Below are 16,525 nucleotides of genomic sequence, written 5' to 3'. Positions count from 1 at the left end.
ACGGATGCCTTAGCCGAGGAACGATGTCGGACGAACCGAATTGTGATGGCGCTGCCGCCGATACCAGGTTCTGTTTGGGCGCGGCTAGATTTTAAGAATTCGGCGTGCCGCTTTCGATATGTCGCAATTGCCGTAGGCGACGGAGTGAGCGATGCCGTTGTAGACGAGGTTCCACAAGAGTGGGTTCATCTGGGCGTCGCGGAGTACGAGGATGAGCTTGTTGCCGTGGACGTCTTCGATCTTGGATGCTCGGTTCAGTCCGACGGTGGTGGATCGGATTTTGGTGATTTCGTAGGTCGAGATCCACTGGTCGCGCTGTTGAACCCAGCGGGCTCCTGCCAGGACGCGGTCGCCGAGGGACTTGCGATAGTGCAGAAGAGGGAGTCCTAGAATCACGAACCACGGAAACCAAAGGTCAGCCCATCCGAAGCCGCGGAAGGGAACGACAAAAACCAGCAAGAAAATCGCGAACAGCATCCAAGCTTGGAGAACTTTAGTCCCTCGGGGCTCCTCGAAAGCTTCCAATGCTGGGCCGTGTTCGAGTGGCACAACGCTTTTTTCGAGGTCGCCCGGCATCGTCACCCAATGTGCGCGTGCCTCACCTCGGTGCGCGGTCGGTGGTCGAGGTTCGCCTGTCGTCGGATTCGGCATCGGAGCTGGCTTCCTCGCAATTCGTCGCGATTTCGACATCATTCGGCGGCCCATTCGATGAGCTCGCCCACGCCGTAGCTGACCAAAATTCCGACGCCAACGGCCGCGACTGTTGCTGGCCCCCCAGCGACGCTCCCGAGTAGCAAAGTCGTCGCTGCAGTACCTGCGAGGAAACCCCCAGCGTCTTTTGCGACTATCTTGGCCGCGTCTCCCGGGCTTTCAGCATCTTGGAGGTCATAGACGACTTGGCCCGCGGTGACCCCGATTCCAACAATCGGGATTTTTGGTCCGACCTTGCCTCCGAAAGGAAGTCCAACAGTTGCGAGACGCCCGAGCGTAGTAGCGCTATTTCCCGGCAGCAGCGCCCCGTTCTGTGCAGCGATTCGAATCGCATCATCCGCCGCAGGTGTGAAGGCCGACGCCGCTCTGGTCGCGGCTGTATTGACCGAATCGGGTGCCGCCTCGGAGGCAAGGGCCACAAACCGTTCCAGTTGCGCAGCCCTGGTCTGAGCAATCGCGCCCCACCGATCGGCCTGCTGAGCGGCAGTGCCAGGTAGCTGATCGCTCCGCCGGCGGCCATCCACGGCGCCGAGCTGCGCAGCCGGTCCAGCCAGCCGGCACTGTCATCGAACGCGGACTGCAAGGCTGTGTGTGCATTCGACTCGGTCGTCCGTGCCTCGATGACCATGTCGACGGCATCGTTGTACGCCGCGATCTGGTTCGCTTGGGTTGTCAGTTGTTCGATCGACCAGGGTCCCGTCGGCGGCAGCGGATCAGGATTGCCGATCCACGTTGCGTTGCAGACATCCGGGCCGACCCAGATGCCGGTTTCCATGGCTCGCGCGATCGCTCGATTGAGGGACTCTCGGGCGGTGCACATCGACGCTGCAAACGAATCGAGTGCCTGCGCCAACGCTGGCGCCCGGTCAGCGGTCTGCTCTGCGGCCGTGCTCAGCGTCGAGATCGTGTCGCGGAAACTGTCGCCGGCACCGGACTTCCATACGTCCTCGGATCGATCGCGGGCGTCGCGGAACCGTTCGAATCCGCCTTCCGCGCTCCCGCCGAGTGTGCGCAACGCTGATGCACACTCGCGGCATGCGTCGATGTCCACGTCGAGGTACACGTAGATCGTCATCAGCGCGGACCATCCGGTGCACCCGCATCGACAACGGCTGCGGTGTTCGCGTGTTCCGCGGCGGCGTAGTCCTCGTCGCACGCCTGCACTGCGTCGGCGGCGCGAGCCGAGGCGATCATCAGATCCGACATCGCCTGCGCCAGAGACCTTATGGCCTCGCCGACGAAGATGGTGGACGTGCCCGCGTTCGGCACCTCGGGTGCGCTGTCGCCACTCGAATCCAACGTTTGCGCGTTCTCGATCAGTATCCGAGCGGGCTCGTTGAGATCGCCGATCTCGATGCCCTGCAGGCTCATCGGAGCGGGTCCGTCATATACGAGTCGGGACTGCTACTACTCGCACTAATGCATTTGTCCTGCAGGGGAAGTGGCGCGTCAAGTAGAACGACGTCGATGTCGGCCGACGCGCGGATCTCTGCAAGCCCTTGTTCGTCGACAAGCCCCCACGGTTGTCCGTTGCCGCAGTTGCGAACCAACGACGTCAGTGACGTGTATGCCGCCAACCCGACTCGGCCGTCGGACAGAATTCGAAGGTCGACCGTCCGCGTTGCAGTACCGCCGGACGGTCGAAGCAGCACATACAGCCGCGACGATCCGCCTCGATGCTCGAACATTTACCCCCCCGGTAAATCGACGTCAGCAACCCCCGGCGTGCCGACTCCGGAATTACAGTAGCGGGTTCCGTCCCATTCGGGCGAAATCCCAGCCCTGGGCGTCGTCGAGCCTTCCATGTTGCGACCAACACTTGCTCGGCCACACAGAGCACACGAGTAGGTTTTCAGCATGCCCCAGATCGACATTCAACGGTGGACGGCGTTCTCCAGTGAGCCGTCAGGCGGTAACCCAGCAGGAGTCGTCCTCGATGCCCGCGGCCTGGACGACATCGAGATGCTGAGGATTGCAGCGGACGTCGGTTACGCGGAGACGGCCTTCGTCACCCCCGGAGATGGCGACCGGAACCGCATTATCCGGTACTTCTCGCCGGTCGCCGAGGTGCCGTTCTGCGGGCACGCAACAGTGGCGACGGCCGCAGCGATCAGCGTGACCGAGGGCGTCGGGCCGATTCGTTTCTCGACGCCGGTGGGGGACATCGCGATCGAGACGAGCATCGGCTCGGATGGTGCGCCGTTGGTGTCGTTCACGAGTGTGGAGCCGAAGTCGGCACCGCTGTCCAGCACGGCCCTTGCCGACGTGCTCGGCGCTCTCGGCCTGACCGCGGACCACCTGCATCCCAATTACGTTCCCGCTGAGGCGTTCGGTGGCAATTGGCACCCCCTCGTCGTTCTCGAAGGTCGGGACGTCTTCGACGGGTTCTCACCTGATCTCGGACGCGCTCGTGCTGTGCTCGACGAGCACGGTTGGCCGGCGACGATCATCGTCCTCTGGCCGAAGAGCGCCTACCTATGGCACGCACGCAATGTGTTCCCGGTCGGTCCATCACGGAGGACCCGGCAACAGGTGCGGCAGCGGCGGCGACCGGTGGGTACCTCCGCGTTTCGGATGCGGTTCGGCCACCTGCGAGCATCGTTATCCATCAGGGTAGCCATGTCGGCCGACCCAGCAAGCTCCTGGTGGACATCCCTCCGTCCGGCGGGATCATGGTGTCGGGTTCGGCGACCCGCATCGCCTGATCACGTCCGCAGGTACGCCACCACCGCCATCACCCGGCGGCTCATACCGGTGGAGTTCGCCAGTCCGAGCTTGTCGAACACGGCGTTGATGTGCTTTTCGACCGAGCTCACCGAGATGTACAGATCGGCGGCTATTCGTGCGTTCGTGAGACCCTGTGCCATCAGCTCGAGCACCTCGCGCTCGCGCGGCGTCAGTTTCTCTAGTGGATTCGATCGGGTCGTGCGAGACAGCAGCTGCCTCACCACTTCCGGGTCGAAGGCAGTCCCGCCGCCGGCGACTCTGTCGAGGGCGTCCAGGAACTCGTCGACTTGCGCGACGCGGTCCTTCAGCAGGTAGCCGACCTTGCCGCCGGATCCGCTGATCAGCTCTGCTGCGTAACGGTTTTCGACGTACTGCGAGAGTACGAGTACCGCCACTTCCGGCCATCGACTGCGAATGGTCAATGCTGCTCGCAGCCCCTCGTCGCTGTGACCAGGAGGCATGCGGACGTCGGTGACGACGATATCGGGACAATCCTGTTCCACCGCAATCAAGAGCGCGTCGGCGTCGCCCACGGACGCGATCACCTCGTGGCCTTCGTCGACGAGCAGACGGACCAGTCCCTCACGCAGCAACGTCGAGTCCTCCGCGACCATCACCCGCACGGGACGCTCGCCGTCACGACAGTCGGGCCGCCGACCGGACTGTCCACGGTGAGGGTGCCGTCCACGGCGGCAACGCGGCGGGCCAGGCCGGACAACCCGGTGCCGGACGGATCCGCGCCACCCGGTCCGTCGTCGGTGATGGTGGCCAATACGCGGTCGAACCTCTGGTGAGCGATGTTGACCTCCAACAGTTTCGGGCACGCGTGCTTAGCGGCATTGGTGACGGCCTCCGAGATGACGAAATAGAGGACCGACTCCACAGCGGGTCGCAACCTCTCCGTCAGCTCGTAGGTGAGTCGAACGGGAACACTGGCCCGCTCGGCCATCGCTTCGACAGATGCGCGCAGGCCGTCCTGGTCGAGCGCGATCGGGTACACCCGATTGGCAACCTCGCGCAGCTCGTCGATCGCTCCCTGAGAGGCGACGTGGGCTTGGCCGAGTAGTTCCTGCACCTTCTCGGGATCCTCGGCGCGGCGGGCTCGGCCGAGGAGCATCGCCAGAGCAACCAGGTGCTGCTGCACTCCGTCGTGTAGATCTCGCTCGATGCGGCGGCGTTCGTCGTCGATGGCGTCGACCACGTGATCGCGGCTGCTCGTCAGTTCGGCAACTCGCTGGTGCAGCAACCGATGCGACCGCCTTCCGAGTGCCTGAACGGCGAACCAGCGGTCCAACGACCCCACCCCTACTACGCCGACAGCTGCGACGAAGGTCAAGAGGATCCCGGGCAGCGCGGCCATCGCAACGAGTTCACCGTCGACGCGGTTGGAGTTTTCGATCAGCCCCCAGTCGCCGTTGAGGATCCATGCCGAGACCATCGAACCGGCCACGACGAGACACAACGTCAAAAGAAGGACCACGCCGAGCCCGAGTATTCCGATCGTCCACCGCAGACCGAGATACCTGCGGCACCGGCGAGGGGTCAGTGCGTCCGTTTGCAGCGCTCCGTGGAATCGGATGATGCGTCGAATCTCGAACTCGGACAACGCCAGTGCGCTGACACCTACGGCCCGCCGCAGGAACCGTCCCCGCTGGCCCAGGGTGCGCGCCGGTGCCAGAGCGAGAAAGGACACCACAGAGAACAGCAGTGCGACTACCGCGGTGACGCTCCCGAGCAGAACTCCGGACAGTGCCGTTACCCAACGCCGAACAAGTGAGCCGATCGAAGCGCGGTCCCCCTGCTCGGGTGGGTACACGCCACGGTTGACCAGCACTCCAGCAGCGTAGCCGAGCAGGTGGCTGCTGGTACTGCGGTAAACCGCAAGATTTCCCTGCAGACAGCCCAGCAACAGGCGACGGCTTTCCTCGATGTTCAGCAGTCACGATCTTCGTAGCGTTTTCGGTGTCCTTCTCAACAAGCGACACCGACGAACAGGGGAATTGCAATGTCCAACTTACTGATTGCTGCAGCCGCCGACACCGAGCAACTCGACGGCCTGGCCGGCTGGGCGGTCGGCGTCATGGATGCGCTCGGCGGTCCTGGTGCCGCCGTCGTCGTCGGCGTCGACAATCTGTTTCCGCCGATCCCGAGCGAACTCGTTCTGCCCCTTGCCGGGTTCTCGGCCAGCCAGGGAGTGTTCTCCTTCGGTGCCGCGCTCTTCTGGACGACGCTCGGCTCGGTGCTGGGCGCGGTGATCGTCTACGCGGTCGGCGCGCTCATCGGACGCGAACGTACGCGAGCACTGGTGGCACGAATACCACTGATCAAGGCCGGCGACTTCGACCGCTCGGAGGCGTGGTTCGCCAAGCACGGCTCGAAGGCAGTGTTGTCGGGCCGCATGATCCCGCTGTTTCGGAGCTTCATTTCCCTGCCCGCCGGAATAGAGCGGATGGGAATGATGAAATTCCTCGTACTCACCACGATCGGCAGCCTGATCTGGAACACCATCTTCGTCACCGCGGGATATCAACTGGGCGAGAATTGGCACCTGGTCGACGCGTATGCCGAGATCCTGCAGAAGATCGTCATCGTGTCGGTCGCGCTCGCCCTCGTCGGATTCGTGGCGATTCGGTTGCGGTCCCGCCTCCGGGCCCGGCTATAGCAGGTGAACGGAACTACCGGGGCAGTCCCGACTTGTACTGCAAGGAGTAGGCGAGCTTGCCCGGCTTGTCGTCCGAGTACGGGGCCGAGAGCTTCCCGAATTCGCCCTTGGAGGAAGCCTTGCCGTCGTTCCAGGCGTCCAGAGCACCGAGTTCGGCTGCGGTGCGGCCACTGTCGATCACCGCGTCTTTCGGTGCCGCCACCTGCGCGCGCGAGACCGCGCCGACCGTGCTCAAGTAGCTCGCCAGGTTGTTGCTGTCCCACCCGCTGATGTCGACTGCGCCGGAATCGCGAACCCATGCACCCCAGTAGAATTCCTGGAACGGGATGGTGCCGGGTGTGAAGCCGATATCGCGAGCGAAGTACATCAGACTGCGGTACTGGTCGTTCTGGGACTTGGCAAGGCCGACTCCCGACGGAAGCTGTTCTACCGGAACCTCGTTACCGTCGACGTCGTAGTTCCACACCCACTTCTCGGCTTTCATCCGCGCCCAGAAATCAGCGGGGCTCAGATCGCTGAGATTCGCGACCACCCGCAGACGAAGATGCAGATTCGGCCCGCCGTCGGCCAATTCGTAGAACGAGGTCAGCGTGTGGTGTCCGTCGGTCAGGTACGGCACGCCGCCCGGCCCGATGACGACAGTTTTCATCGGTGCGATTGTGTCGGGCGTTTCCTGGCCGACGGGGACAGTGCAGGTGAAGGACGACGGGTTGTCCAGTCGCGCATCGGGCAACGCCGAGGCAGCTTCTTCCAGGCCGTTGGCCTCGCACCAGTCGTCGAACTTCTTGTTGATCTCGTCTTTGCCGAGCGTGTAGCGACCGAGCTTGTAGTACACCTCGTCGTATCCGAGCGAGGGTTGCGTTGCGCGCACGTCACCGATCGGGAGGTCGAGAAGTTCACCCGCTTCGGCACATTGGTAACCGAGGCCCGCCGACGATCCGGTGGGGAGGAGGTCTGCGACCTGGCACAGTGGCGACGCGTTCCGTGCCGGGGCGGCAGTGGCGACGCTGCCCATCGACGTAGTCGAGACAGAAATCAGTGCGAGTGTGCCCAGCAGAGCTGCTCTGAGAAACGAAGCCATCGGTGAAACTCCCAGGAGTCGAGAAGTGAAGTTTCCCGAGACTGTCGCACGACGGTCACCGGTCGATGTCGCAGAGCCCAACCGGAGATGTTCGGGAGGTGAACGCGTCAGATTCCGTCCGGTCACCAATGCAAGTTGACATGGTTGACATCGGGACAGTGGAGGGGACCATGAAGCATGTCCACAGTCGAGAAGGATCTGGAAGTCATGGCGCATCGCCTTGTCGAGGCCAGTGGAGCGCCGGACGAACGTGACCTGGCGTACGCGAGGGCAGGTCTCGATGGCATCGTGAACGGTTTGAAGGCGCGCCGCGCGTGGAGTGAGCATGTGGGTGAGATCTTGACTCCGAGTGAGGCTGTCGCGGTAGCGGGTTGGACTCGCGCTGCTCTGAGCAAAGCTGTGCGCGAGCATCGTGTTCTGCGTTTGACAGGTAGTAACGGCAAGTACGGGTATGCCGCCGCAGGGTTTACCGACGACCGTCCCGCGAAACCGATTCTCGGGATCCAGCAGGTGCTGCGAGTGTGGGCGGACGTCGATCCTCGAGGATGGTCGACGGTTGCCTGGTTTGCTACCGAGCAGGCCGAGTTGGGTGGTCGCACACCTCGGCGTGCTCTTCTCGATGGTGACGTACCGGTTGTGGCGCGCGCGGCCGAGGGCGCTGCCAGTCGCCTTTCGGCGTGAGCGCCGAACGCGCTGTCGTTCATCTGTCCGAGCCGAAGGCCGTCGGTGAATTGTCGGGACGGTTTCCGTCGTACGTGTACCCCGCTGGGACCGAGCTGTTTCGGTCACATCGGGCCAATCTGGGAACGTGGTAGCACTCGTCGAGCGGTGGCGGCAGGTTCGACCTCGAAGAGCCCGGCGGAACGTGCTATCTGGCCGAAGACGAGGTGGTGACGCTTCTGGAGATTTTCGGCGGTCAACTCGTGGTGCCCCGGTACGAGGTCGAGAGTCGTGCGGCGTCGACGACCACGTTGGGCTCAGACGTCACACTCGCTGATCTGACTGCCAACACCGGTATTGCGTTCGGCGTGACGGCGGAGATCTTTTCGACTGCCGATTATCCGTTGACGCAGCGGTGGGCGGCCGCGTTACGAGCGGCGGGGTTCGATGGTCTGCGGTATTGGGCGCGCCACGAACTCGAACGTGCGGGTCGTTGTGTCGCCCTTTTCGGTGGAGCGGGTGCGGTCGGTGAGAGCCATCCGCATGCCGTGAAGGTCACCACCGGTCTTTCCGATCGAGGGGATCTGCTGCAGCGGTGGCGTGAAGAAACTGGCGTCACGATCTTGGATGTTCCGGATCTGTTGTAGCGGTCAGCGATCCTCGCGCAACATCGCGTACACCAGGGTGTCGGTCCATTCGCCCTTGCACCACCAGTCTGACGAAAGTGCGCTTCCTGACGCATCCCGACCCGCGCGGCCAATCGGGCCGACGCCTCGTTGCGTCCGTCCATCTGTGCGCTGACGCGGTGGATTTGGGGTAGCGAGAACACGTGGTCGATCAAACCGTTCACCGCCTCGGTGGCGTAGCCGCGACCGGATACGGCCGGGTCGAAGGTCCAGCCGAGTTCGACGAGAGCCGGGGAACCGTCCACCAACCACGCCTCGACGTTGCCCACCACCGTCCCCTCGTGTTCGACGACCATAGCGAGCGCCTGGGTGTTCAATCCCGATCGCCTCATCCGTTTGTTCACGGCTGCAACAGCATCGGCTTTCGTCCACGCTTCGTGCAGAAGGAAGCGGCACACTTCGGGATCGCTGTAGTACACGAGAACCCTGTCTGCGTCGGCAGGTTCGTACAGCCGCAGCGTCAGGCGTTCGGTGTGAATGGGCTCGACGTTCATGACGACGATTCTGCCCGACCTGGATTCACGGTGATTCGAACCCTGTTCTCGACCCGGATCGTGACGGATGGTGGTGACTCGAAGCTGATCGTCATCAACCGGAAGGCACGTGAACATGGTCGTCACGTCGTACGCCCCACCCGCGGGACCCGTGCACCTGCGTGTCAGCGACACCGACCCTGCGCCCGCCTCACCGAAACAATCGGTGTGGCAGCGGTACCGGTGGACCGTCCTACGCTTTCTCTCTCCCGTCTTGCTACTTGTCCTGTGGCAGATCGCCAGCGCTGCAGGAGTTCTCTCCGAACGCGTGCTTCCCGCACCGTCGTTGATTTTCGACGCGGGACTGGAGCTGCTGCGCACCGGTGAATTGACCGACGCCCTTGCCATTTCCGGAACCCGGGTCGTCCAGGGGCTCGTGTTGGGCGGGCTGATCGGCGTGGCGCTCGGTGCGCTGGTCGGGTTGTCCAAGCTCGCCGAGGCAACGGTCGATCCGCCGCTGCAGATGCTGCGCGCAATTCCGCACCTCGGCCTGATCCCGCTGTTCATTCTGTGGTTCGGGATCGGCGAGACTCCCAAGATCCTGTTGGTCGCCCTGGGTGTCGCATTTCCCTTGTACCTGAACACGTTCTCGGCGATACGTCAGATCGATCGTGATTTCCTCGACACCGCCGTCGTACTCGGTTTCTCGTGGCGTCAGCGGTTCACCACGATCATCCTGCCGAGTATCGCTCCACAACTGTTGGTAGGGCTTCGGCAGTCGTTGGCCATCGCGTGGCTGTCGTTGATCGTGGCAGAACAGATCAACGCCGAATCCGGGCTCGGTTACGTCATCAACAATGCACGAGACTTCCTGCGGTTAGACACCATCATCTTCGGACTCGTCATCTACGCCCTGATGGGAATCTCCACCGACGGCATCGTCCGGATTCTCGAAAAGCGCGCCCTGCGATACCGATTGGATGCTTGATTCATGACTACTACGACGACGTCCGTCGCCACCTTGCACGGGATCGACAAGTTCTACGGATCCAGCCACGTATTGAAGGGCGTCGACCTGTCCATCGAGCGGGGCGAGATCGTTTCGTTGGTCGGACGCTCCGGTTCCGGAAAGTCGACGATCCTGCGCGTCCTGGCCGGCCTGTCCACGGACCACACCGGGGAGCGGCAGGTCGCCGGGAATCCCGCGGTGGCGTTCCAGGAACCCCGCCTGTTCCCATGGCGGACGGTGCGTCAGAACGTGTCCTACGGTCTGAACACCGCTGGCGTGACGGGCAACGAGGCGTTGACCGCCGCGGACGCCACCCTCGCCGAGGTGGGTCTCGCCGCGAAGCGGGACGCATGGCCGCTCACGCTGTCGGGTGGCCAAGCCCAGCGCGCCGCGCTGGCGCGGGCATTGGTGGGGGAGCCCGAACTGCTGCTGCTCGACGAACCGTTCGGCGCGCTCGACGCCCTCACTCGGCTGACCATGCAGTCGCTCCTGCTCGATTTGTGGGGACGGCACGGGTTCGGCATCCTCCTGGTCACCCACGATGTCGACGAGGCTGTCGCGCTTGCTGATCGGGTCGTCGTGCTCGAGAACGGCGAAGTCTCGGACACGGTGACAGTCGACCTGCCTCGTCCCCGCGACCGGGGAACACCCGGCTTCTCTCGCCTTCGTACCCATCTGCTCGGAGCTCTCGGAGTTCACTGACCGCCCAATCTGGTACCGGAAAAGGATCTTTCACACATGTCGTCACACGCTCGTCCCCGATCGCTGCGCGCACTCGGCGTGCTCGCTGCCCTGTCTCTGACGGTTGTCGGCCTCACCGGCTGCGTCTCTCGTGGCAGCGACACCGCGATCACCGAAGCCCCGGAACTCGTTTCGAACGACCAGCTCGCAACGGTGACCCTCGAGGTCGGTGATCAGAAGGGTGGCACCGAAGCGCTGCTACGCGCGTCGGGGGAACTTGACTCTGCGCCGTACGATGTTGCGTTCTCCACCTTCACTTCCGGTCCACCTCAGGTGGAGGCCGCGACGGCTGGGCAGATCGATTTCGCGGTCACGGGCAATACGCCGCCGGTCTTCGGTGTCGCAGCCAACGCGCGCATCAAGGTTGTCTCCGCCTACACCAACGACGCGAGCGGCGATCAGATTCTTGTGCCTGCAGACTCGACGCTCACATCGTTCGCAGACCTGCGCGGCAAGAAGATCGCCGTGGGTAAGGGAAGTTCCGCGCACGGCCATGTGCTGCTGCAGTTGCAGAAGGCCGGCTTGACCACCGACGACGTTCAGTTGGTGTTCCTTCAGCCCGCCGATGCGCTGACGGCATTCACCTCCGGTGAGGTCGACGCTTGGGCGATCTGGGACCCGTTCACCGCGATCGCTCAGGTCCAGAACGGCTCCAAAACACTGACCACTGCCGAGGGTGTCGCGAATGGCTACGGCTTCGGTATCGCCTCGCAGCAAGCGTTGGACGATCCCGCGACCAATACCGCCCTGCAGGACTTCGTCGTCCGTTTGGCCAAAGCCTCCGCCTGGGCCGAGAAGAATCCGGCCGAGTGGGCGGCGGCGTACTCAGCGGCAGTCGGCATCGACCCGACAGCAGGCGAATTGGCGCAAGGACGAAGTCAGCGACCGGCAATTGCGTTGGACGACAAAGTGGTCGAGTCGGAGCAGACACTGTTCGATGTCTTCGTCGACAGCGGCAGCATCCCCGGTGGCAACCAGTTCGAGGACTTTGTCGACACCCGCTACAACGACGCCATCGCAGACGCGAACGCATCCACCAACTGATCACGTAGGAGTTCACCCGTGACCGCACGTATCTTCTGGTTTCTTCCCACCGCAGGCGACGGCCGCTCCATCGTCGGCGCGTCCCATGCCTCCGGAAATCTCCGTGAACCTGCCGGGTTTCGTCGTCCGTCGTTGCGCTACCTCACCGAGGTTGCTCAGGCCGCGGATCGACTCGGCTACGAGGGGGTGCTGACTCCCACTGGAACATGGTGCGAGGACGCGTGGTTGACCACGGCCGCGCTACTGCAGAGCACTCGAAGGCTCAAGTTCCTCGTTGCCTTCCGTCCCGGTCTCACGCCGCCCACGTTGGCGGCGCAGCAGGCGGCGACGCTGCAGCGGTTCTCGGAAGGGCGGGTGTTGTTCAACATCGTCACCGGTGGCGACGACGTCGAGCAGCGTCGTTTCGGGGATTGGATCGATCACGATCGGCGCTACGCCCGCACCGACGAGTTTCTCGGACTCGTCCACCGAATCTGGACCGAGTCGGCGGTTGATCACAAAGGCGAGTTCTTCGAGGTCGCCGATGCGCGCGTATCCGAGGCCCCGGACCCGTTGCCCGAGTTCTGGTTCGGCGGCTCGTCCGATCCCGCGCTCGCGGTCGCCGCGAAGCACGTCCAGACGTATCTGACATGGGGCGAGCCCCCGGCCGATGCCCGCGCGAAGATCGAGAAGGTGCAGGCGCTCGCGGACGCCGAAGGGCGCAAGCTCACCTATGGCATTCGCTTGCACACCATCAGCCGCGACACGTCCGACGAGGCCTGGGCCGTCGCACAGAAGCTCCTCGACGAGCTGCCCGAGGACCAGGTGTCGCAGGCACACGCGTTGCATTCGTCCTCGCAGTCCGAGGGACAACGGCGGATGGCGGCGCTGCACGGTGGCAGCAAAGACTCGCTCGAGATCTACCCGAACCTCTGGGCCGGAGTCGGCCTGGTACGCGGCGGCGCGGGTACGGCGTTGGTGGGCTCGCACGAGGAAGTCGCAAACCTCATAGGGGAGTACCACGACGCAGGGTTCGACGAGTTCATCCTCTCGGGATATCCGCATCTGGAGGAGTCGTATCACTTTGCCGAAGGTGTTCGACCCATCCTCGACGCGCGAGGAATCACGGTTCCCGCGCGCTAGAGCACGTGGGATCGAACGCGCCGGGTCTGCGCAATTGGGAAATCTGTCCAGTAGATGGTGTGAAAAATGGATGATAGTGATGCGCGATCATCGAGACCGCCGTCATACGAGGGCGTCGTACACCGCCCGCACGTACTGCTCCGCGCGGTCCGAACCGATGATGCCCGGCCCCATTCGGTTCATCACGTAGGAGATGGTCAGCTTCGATTCCGGGTGCAGAACGGTCAGTGATCCGCCCCAACCTCCCCAGAAGCAGATTTTGCCGTCGGGGATGTAGGGCATCGATTCTTGTTGTGGCAGAGCGAAACCCAGGCCGAAGCGCAACGGGATACCCAGCGCCAGATCGACTCCGTTGGATTGCTCCTCGAAGATCGTGTCGATGGTCTCGGGGCTCAGCAGTCGTATGCCGTCCACGGTGCCGCCTCGGGAGATGACCGACAGGATTCTGGCGACCGATCGTGCGTTGGCATGCCCGTTCACTGCGCCCATGTCCGCGCCGCGCCACGCCGGGGTGTTCGCGGACGAGGCCTTCACCAACGGTCCGAGAAATGTTTTGCGACGCACCATCGTCGGGTCGGGCACGGCATCATCGGTCGGTGGGGGCGGCGGTACGACGTCGGCGATCCGATTCCAGTCGGCCTCGGCGGCACCGATCTGGAAGTCGGCACCGAGTGGCCCGGCGATCTCGTCGGCGATGTACTGGCGCAACGACTTTCCGGTGACGCGGCGGACGACTTCTCCGATCAGGTGGCCCTGACTGACCGCGTGATAGCCCGACGTCGTCCGCGAATCCCACCACGGAGCCTGCGCGGCCAGACGGGATGTTGCCAGTTCCCAGTCGTAGAGGTCCTCTTCGCCGAACGGCCGGTCCCAGCCCGAGACGCCGGAGGTATGCGACATCAGATGCCGCACCAGGATGTTCTCCTTGCCTGCGGCTGCGAACTCCGGCCAGTATTTCGCAACCGGCGCATCGGGGTCGAGCACGCCGCGGTCGATCAGCATCAACGCTGCCAGGCACGTCACCATCTTCGTCGTCGACCACACGTTGGTGATCGTGTCCGACTCCCACGGCAGGCTGCGCTCGGTGTCGCGATAGCCGCCCCACAGGTCGACGGCGATGTGGCCGTCGATGTCGACGACGATGGACGCGCCGAGTTCCTCGCCGCTGTCGAGGTTGGCTGCGAGCGCGTCACGCACCGCTGAGAACTCGGGGTCGCAGTGACCGTCAATCGCCATGTGATGCTCCTAGAATGCGGTGAACGGCCAGTTCGACGTAGTTGTCGGCGACGTCCTCGATGCTCAGCTCGCCCCCGTCGTGGAACCAGTTGCTGATGCCGTTGAGCATGTCGGTCAGAGCGAACGATGCCAATCGTGCATCAGGAACGGTGAATTCGCCGCTACGCATTCCCGCGGTGATCACGTCGCGGACGCGTCGTTGGTACTGCCGGCGATAGTCCTCGACAACAGTGCGGTGCTCGGGGGTGAGTGACGCCAGCTCGTGCAGGCCGACGATGTACTCCACTCGTCGCCGATTCAGATGCACCAGGTGCGCACGCACCAGAGACGACATGCGCTCGGTGGGGGTTCCGGCCGCGTCGAGTAGCGGCAGGTTCTCCTCGGCCGGCTCCTGCGTGACCGTCAGGCAGATCGCGAACAGGATGTCTTCCTTGGACGGGAAGTGGTGGTAGAGACTGGCACCCTTGATGCCGACGCGTCGGCGATATCGCGCATCCCCACGTTCGAGTAACCCTCACGCGCAAAGATATTCGCGGCATTGGCGACGATGTCCTCTCGTCGTTGCCGAGTGCGCACCTGACGGGGGAGAGCGGTAACCTCGGATGGCTGCGTCATACCGTCTGCTCGACCGCCGCCAGCAGCCGCAGTTCACGCTTGAGGATCTTGCCCTGCGGGTCGACGGGCAGTTCGGCCACGATGTGTACCGACTTCGGGGCCTTGTACGACGCCAACTCGGTGCGGCAGTATTCGATGATCGCGGCCGGGTCGGCGGTCACCCCGTCGCGCGCGATGACGAAGGCGGTCACGGCCTCGGACCAATACGGATCGGGCACGCCGACGACGGCGGCACGCAGCACGTCCGGGTGCGTGTGGATGGTGCGTTCCACTTCCTGCGACGACACGTTCATTCCTCCCGACTTGATCATGTCCTTCATCCGATCGTAGAAGAACAGGTTGCCGTCGGCGTCGATACGGACCATGTCGCCGGTATGCACCCAGTCGTCGCGGAATGCCTCGGCGGTGCGCTCGGGGTCCTTGAAGTAGCCGAGCATCACCGATGGAGTGCGGCAGAGCAATTCACCGATCTCGCTCTCGTTGCCCGCGGGGTCGACCACCTTGATCTCGAGGTGCGTGACGGGCTTGCCGATCCACGACGCGTCGCCGTCGGGGATGTCGTCGAGTGTCGTGAACCAGCCGACGGAGCCGAGCTGGGAGAGTTCCGACTGCCCCCAGTAGGTGCCCCAGATGGCCTCGGGTGCAGCGGCGGCCCAGGCGCTGATCGTGTGTGGTGACACCTGGCCGCCGTAAGTGAGGCAGCGCCGTACCTGGCTCACGGCCTCGGGCCCGAACTGCTCGTCACGGGCCAGGGCCAGGTAGAACGTCGGCGTCTGCGCGATGACGGAGATCTTCTCGGCGGCGATGATGCGCAGCGACTGAGCAGGATCGACCGTTGCGGGCAGCACCAGGGTCGCGCCCATCAGCGTGAGGGTGGTCATCGAGCCGAGCCCGGCGATGGTGTGGAAGGGCATGACGAACAGCCAGGTGTCCTCCGGTCCGGTGCGGAGACCCCAGCTCCACGCGGGCGCAGTGGAGATCAGGAAGTTGCGGTGCGGAATCATGACGCCCTTGGGGGCCGCTTCGGTTCCCGAGGTGTAGATGGCCATCGCGACGTCGTTCTCGTCCATCTCGACGTCCGGCTCGGTGGACGGCGTGTTCGCCGTCAGTGCGGCGTATTCGGTACCGAAGGTCACCAGGGTGGTGGTGTCGGGCTTCACCGAGGCGATGATCTCGGCGTAGGCCGGATCGGCCACCACCACAGTCGGTTCCGCGTGTTCGAGTTGATGCTTCACCTCGGCGGCGCGATACATCACGTTGATGCCGGTGAAGGCCGCACCGGCCTTGAGTGTTCCGTAATACGCCACCACCACATCGACGCTGTTACGAGCCATCGATGCGACGCGGTCACCTGCTGTCACCCCGAGATCGACCAGCAGGTTGGCGAATTGATGTGCGCGAGAATCCAGTTCGCCGTAAGTGGTGACCTCCCGGGTGCCGTCCGCCGCATAGCTGATGAAGGCGACCTTGTTCGGCTGCGTCCGCGCATGGCGACGCAGTTGATCTCCGATGGTGGCGCGACCGATGGGGGAGCGATGGTGGATGGCGGTACCGGGCACGGCGGACTCCTTCAGATGCTGTGGTTTTACAGTGCAGGCGAGAGTGCAGCGGAGTCGAACATCGGCTGCGAGAACGTCTCTGCCGCAACGATCTGCTCCACCGGATCACGGGTGAGCTTGCGCGGGAACGACTTCTCCGGATAGCCGACGGCGATGTGCGCGGCGGTGATGTAGTCGTCCGGGATGCCGAGCAGTTCAC

17 protein-coding genes and 3 pseudogenes are annotated in these 16,525 nt (G+C 63.8%); 8 read left to right on the top strand and 12 right to left on the bottom strand.

Going from position 1 to position 16,525, the window contains the following annotated elements; all coding sequences use genetic code 11:
- Positions 1-84: 84 nt before the first annotated feature.
- The 4 genes from RHBS_RS03685 to RHBS_RS31975 form a co-directional block, all read right to left on the bottom strand.
- On the bottom strand, positions 85-582 hold the full coding sequence (locus RHBS_RS03685; RefSeq protein ID WP_236745338.1) for a hypothetical protein: 498 nt from the start codon (positions 580-582) through the stop codon (positions 85-87).
- Positions 583-844: 262 nt separating this feature from the next.
- Positions 845-1,786, bottom strand: coding sequence for a hypothetical protein (locus RHBS_RS03680; protein WP_128644844.1), 942 nt, complete (start codon positions 1,784-1,786; stop codon positions 845-847).
- A complete protein-coding gene (locus RHBS_RS03675; RefSeq protein ID WP_128644843.1) occupies positions 1,786-2,082 on the bottom strand; it encodes a hypothetical protein in 297 nt (98 codons plus the stop codon). Before RHBS_RS03675 ends, RHBS_RS03680 begins: the two co-directional genes overlap by 1 nt.
- Entirely contained in the window at positions 2,079-2,399 is a 321-nt protein-coding gene (locus RHBS_RS31975) for an SAV_915 family protein (RefSeq protein ID WP_308417381.1), read from the bottom strand. Before RHBS_RS31975 ends, RHBS_RS03675 begins: the two co-directional genes overlap by 4 nt.
- Positions 2,400-2,568: 169 nt before the next feature.
- Here RHBS_RS31975 and RHBS_RS03665 point away from each other — a divergent pair.
- Positions 2,569-3,416, top strand: a pseudogene (locus RHBS_RS03665) (PhzF family phenazine biosynthesis protein).
- Here the strand turns inward: RHBS_RS03665 and RHBS_RS03660 are convergent.
- Both RHBS_RS03660 and RHBS_RS03655 read right to left on the bottom strand, forming a co-directional pair.
- The gene (locus tag RHBS_RS03660; protein ID WP_128644842.1) at positions 3,417-4,061 is read right to left on the bottom strand and encodes a response regulator transcription factor; all 645 of its coding nucleotides are present in this window, start codon (positions 4,059-4,061) and stop codon (positions 3,417-3,419) included. It abuts the pseudogene before it with no gap.
- A complete protein-coding gene (locus RHBS_RS03655) occupies positions 4,052-5,272 on the bottom strand; it encodes a sensor histidine kinase (protein WP_128644841.1) in 1,221 nt (406 codons plus the stop codon). Before RHBS_RS03655 ends, RHBS_RS03660 begins: the two co-directional genes overlap by 10 nt.
- Positions 5,273-5,443: 171 nt before the next feature.
- Between RHBS_RS03655 and RHBS_RS03650 the strand changes: the two genes are divergently transcribed.
- On the top strand, positions 5,444-6,100 hold the full coding sequence (locus RHBS_RS03650; protein WP_128644840.1) for a DedA family protein: 657 nt from the start codon (positions 5,444-5,446) through the stop codon (positions 6,098-6,100).
- A gap of 13 nt (positions 6,101-6,113) precedes the next feature.
- Here the strand turns inward: RHBS_RS03650 and RHBS_RS03645 are convergent, their stop codons facing one another.
- A complete protein-coding gene (locus tag RHBS_RS03645; protein ID WP_128644839.1) occupies positions 6,114-7,181 on the bottom strand; it encodes a ParB/Srx family N-terminal domain-containing protein in 1,068 nt (355 codons plus the stop codon).
- Between the two features lie 177 nt (positions 7,182-7,358).
- Between RHBS_RS03645 and RHBS_RS03640 the strand changes: the two genes are divergently transcribed.
- Positions 7,359-7,862: a hypothetical protein gene (locus RHBS_RS03640; RefSeq protein ID WP_237668983.1), complete on the top strand. Its 504-nt coding sequence runs from the start codon at positions 7,359-7,361 to the stop codon at positions 7,860-7,862.
- A gap of 191 nt (positions 7,863-8,053) precedes the next feature.
- A pseudogene (locus RHBS_RS30165) lies at positions 8,054-8,323 on the top strand (RES family NAD+ phosphorylase); the annotation flags it as partial.
- On the opposite strand, the gene RHBS_RS03630 reads toward RHBS_RS30165, so the two are convergent.
- On the bottom strand, positions 8,239-9,021 hold the full coding sequence (locus RHBS_RS03630) for a GNAT family N-acetyltransferase (protein WP_237668982.1): 783 nt from the start codon (positions 9,019-9,021) through the stop codon (positions 8,239-8,241). The pseudogene RHBS_RS30165 and the gene RHBS_RS03630 overlap by 85 nt on opposite strands.
- 115 nt (positions 9,022-9,136) lie before the next feature.
- Between RHBS_RS03630 and RHBS_RS03625 the strand changes: the two genes are divergently transcribed.
- From RHBS_RS03625 to RHBS_RS03610, 4 genes are read left to right on the top strand one after another with little or no spacing between them, the layout of a single operon-like run.
- Positions 9,137-9,988, top strand: a complete 852-nt coding sequence (locus RHBS_RS03625; RefSeq protein ID WP_128644838.1) for an ABC transporter permease — start codon at positions 9,137-9,139, stop codon at positions 9,986-9,988.
- A 3-nt stretch (positions 9,989-9,991) separates the two neighbouring features.
- Entirely contained in the window at positions 9,992-10,711 is a 720-nt protein-coding gene (locus tag RHBS_RS03620) for an ABC transporter ATP-binding protein (protein WP_128644837.1), read from the top strand.
- A 36-nt stretch (positions 10,712-10,747) separates the two neighbouring features.
- Entirely contained in the window at positions 10,748-11,794 is a 1,047-nt protein-coding gene (locus RHBS_RS03615; RefSeq protein ID WP_128644836.1) for an ABC transporter substrate-binding protein, read from the top strand.
- An 18-nt stretch (positions 11,795-11,812) separates the two neighbouring features.
- On the top strand, positions 11,813-12,916 hold the full coding sequence (locus RHBS_RS03610) for an LLM class flavin-dependent oxidoreductase (protein ID WP_032399075.1): 1,104 nt from the start codon (positions 11,813-11,815) through the stop codon (positions 12,914-12,916).
- A 102-nt stretch (positions 12,917-13,018) separates the two neighbouring features.
- Here RHBS_RS03610 and RHBS_RS03605 read toward each other — a convergent pair whose 3' ends face one another.
- From RHBS_RS03605 to RHBS_RS31725, 4 genes and pseudogenes are all read right to left on the bottom strand, one after another.
- Positions 13,019-14,152, bottom strand: a complete 1,134-nt coding sequence (locus RHBS_RS03605) for a serine hydrolase (protein ID WP_128644835.1) — start codon at positions 14,150-14,152, stop codon at positions 13,019-13,021.
- Positions 14,142-14,474, bottom strand: coding sequence for a hypothetical protein (locus RHBS_RS30160; protein ID WP_237668987.1), 333 nt, complete (start codon positions 14,472-14,474; stop codon positions 14,142-14,144). The genes RHBS_RS03605 and RHBS_RS30160 overlap by 11 nt, the downstream gene beginning before the upstream one ends.
- Before the next feature lie 289 nt (positions 14,475-14,763).
- Positions 14,764-16,326: a class I adenylate-forming enzyme family protein gene (locus RHBS_RS03595; RefSeq protein ID WP_128644834.1), complete on the bottom strand. Its 1,563-nt coding sequence runs from the start codon at positions 16,324-16,326 to the stop codon at positions 14,764-14,766.
- Between the two features lie 26 nt (positions 16,327-16,352).
- Positions 16,353-16,525 (bottom strand): annotated as a pseudogene (locus RHBS_RS31725) (oxidoreductase); the annotation flags it as partial.

The sequence above is a fragment of the Rhodococcus sp. BS-15 genome, from assembly GCF_000813105.1.
Lineage (GTDB): Bacteria > Actinomycetota > Actinomycetes > Mycobacteriales > Mycobacteriaceae > Rhodococcoides.
The sequence above is the reverse complement of the archived record's forward strand: the minus strand, read 5'-3'. Positions and strand labels throughout refer to the sequence as shown.

Excerpts from the sequence above, each read along its gene's own strand:
- RHBS_RS03605 (WP_128644835.1), bottom strand. The coding sequence starts at position 14,152 with ATGGCGATTGACGGTCACTGCGACCCCGAGTTCTCAGCGGTGCGTGAC.
- RHBS_RS03620 (WP_128644837.1), top strand. The coding sequence starts at position 9,992 with ATGACTACTACGACGACGTCCGTCGCCACCTTGCACGGGATCGACAAG.
- RHBS_RS03615 (WP_128644836.1), top strand. The coding sequence starts at position 10,748 with ATGTCGTCACACGCTCGTCCCCGATCGCTGCGCGCACTCGGCGTGCTC.
- RHBS_RS03645 (WP_128644839.1), bottom strand. The coding sequence starts at position 7,181 with ATGGCTTCGTTTCTCAGAGCAGCTCTGCTGGGCACACTCGCACTGATT.
- RHBS_RS03675 (WP_128644843.1), bottom strand. The coding sequence starts at position 2,082 with ATGAGCCTGCAGGGCATCGAGATCGGCGATCTCAACGAGCCCGCTCGG.
- RHBS_RS03680 (WP_128644844.1), bottom strand. The coding sequence starts at position 1,786 with ATGACGATCTACGTGTACCTCGACGTGGACATCGACGCATGCCGCGAG.
- RHBS_RS03650 (WP_128644840.1), top strand. The coding sequence starts at position 5,444 with ATGTCCAACTTACTGATTGCTGCAGCCGCCGACACCGAGCAACTCGAC.
- RHBS_RS03640 (WP_237668983.1), top strand. The coding sequence starts at position 7,359 with ATGTCCACAGTCGAGAAGGATCTGGAAGTCATGGCGCATCGCCTTGTC.
- RHBS_RS03630 (WP_237668982.1), bottom strand. The coding sequence starts at position 9,021 with ATGAACGTCGAGCCCATTCACACCGAACGCCTGACGCTGCGGCTGTAC.
- RHBS_RS31975 (WP_308417381.1), bottom strand. The coding sequence starts at position 2,399 with ATGTTCGAGCATCGAGGCGGATCGTCGCGGCTGTATGTGCTGCTTCGA.
- RHBS_RS03625 (WP_128644838.1), top strand. The coding sequence starts at position 9,137 with ATGGTCGTCACGTCGTACGCCCCACCCGCGGGACCCGTGCACCTGCGT.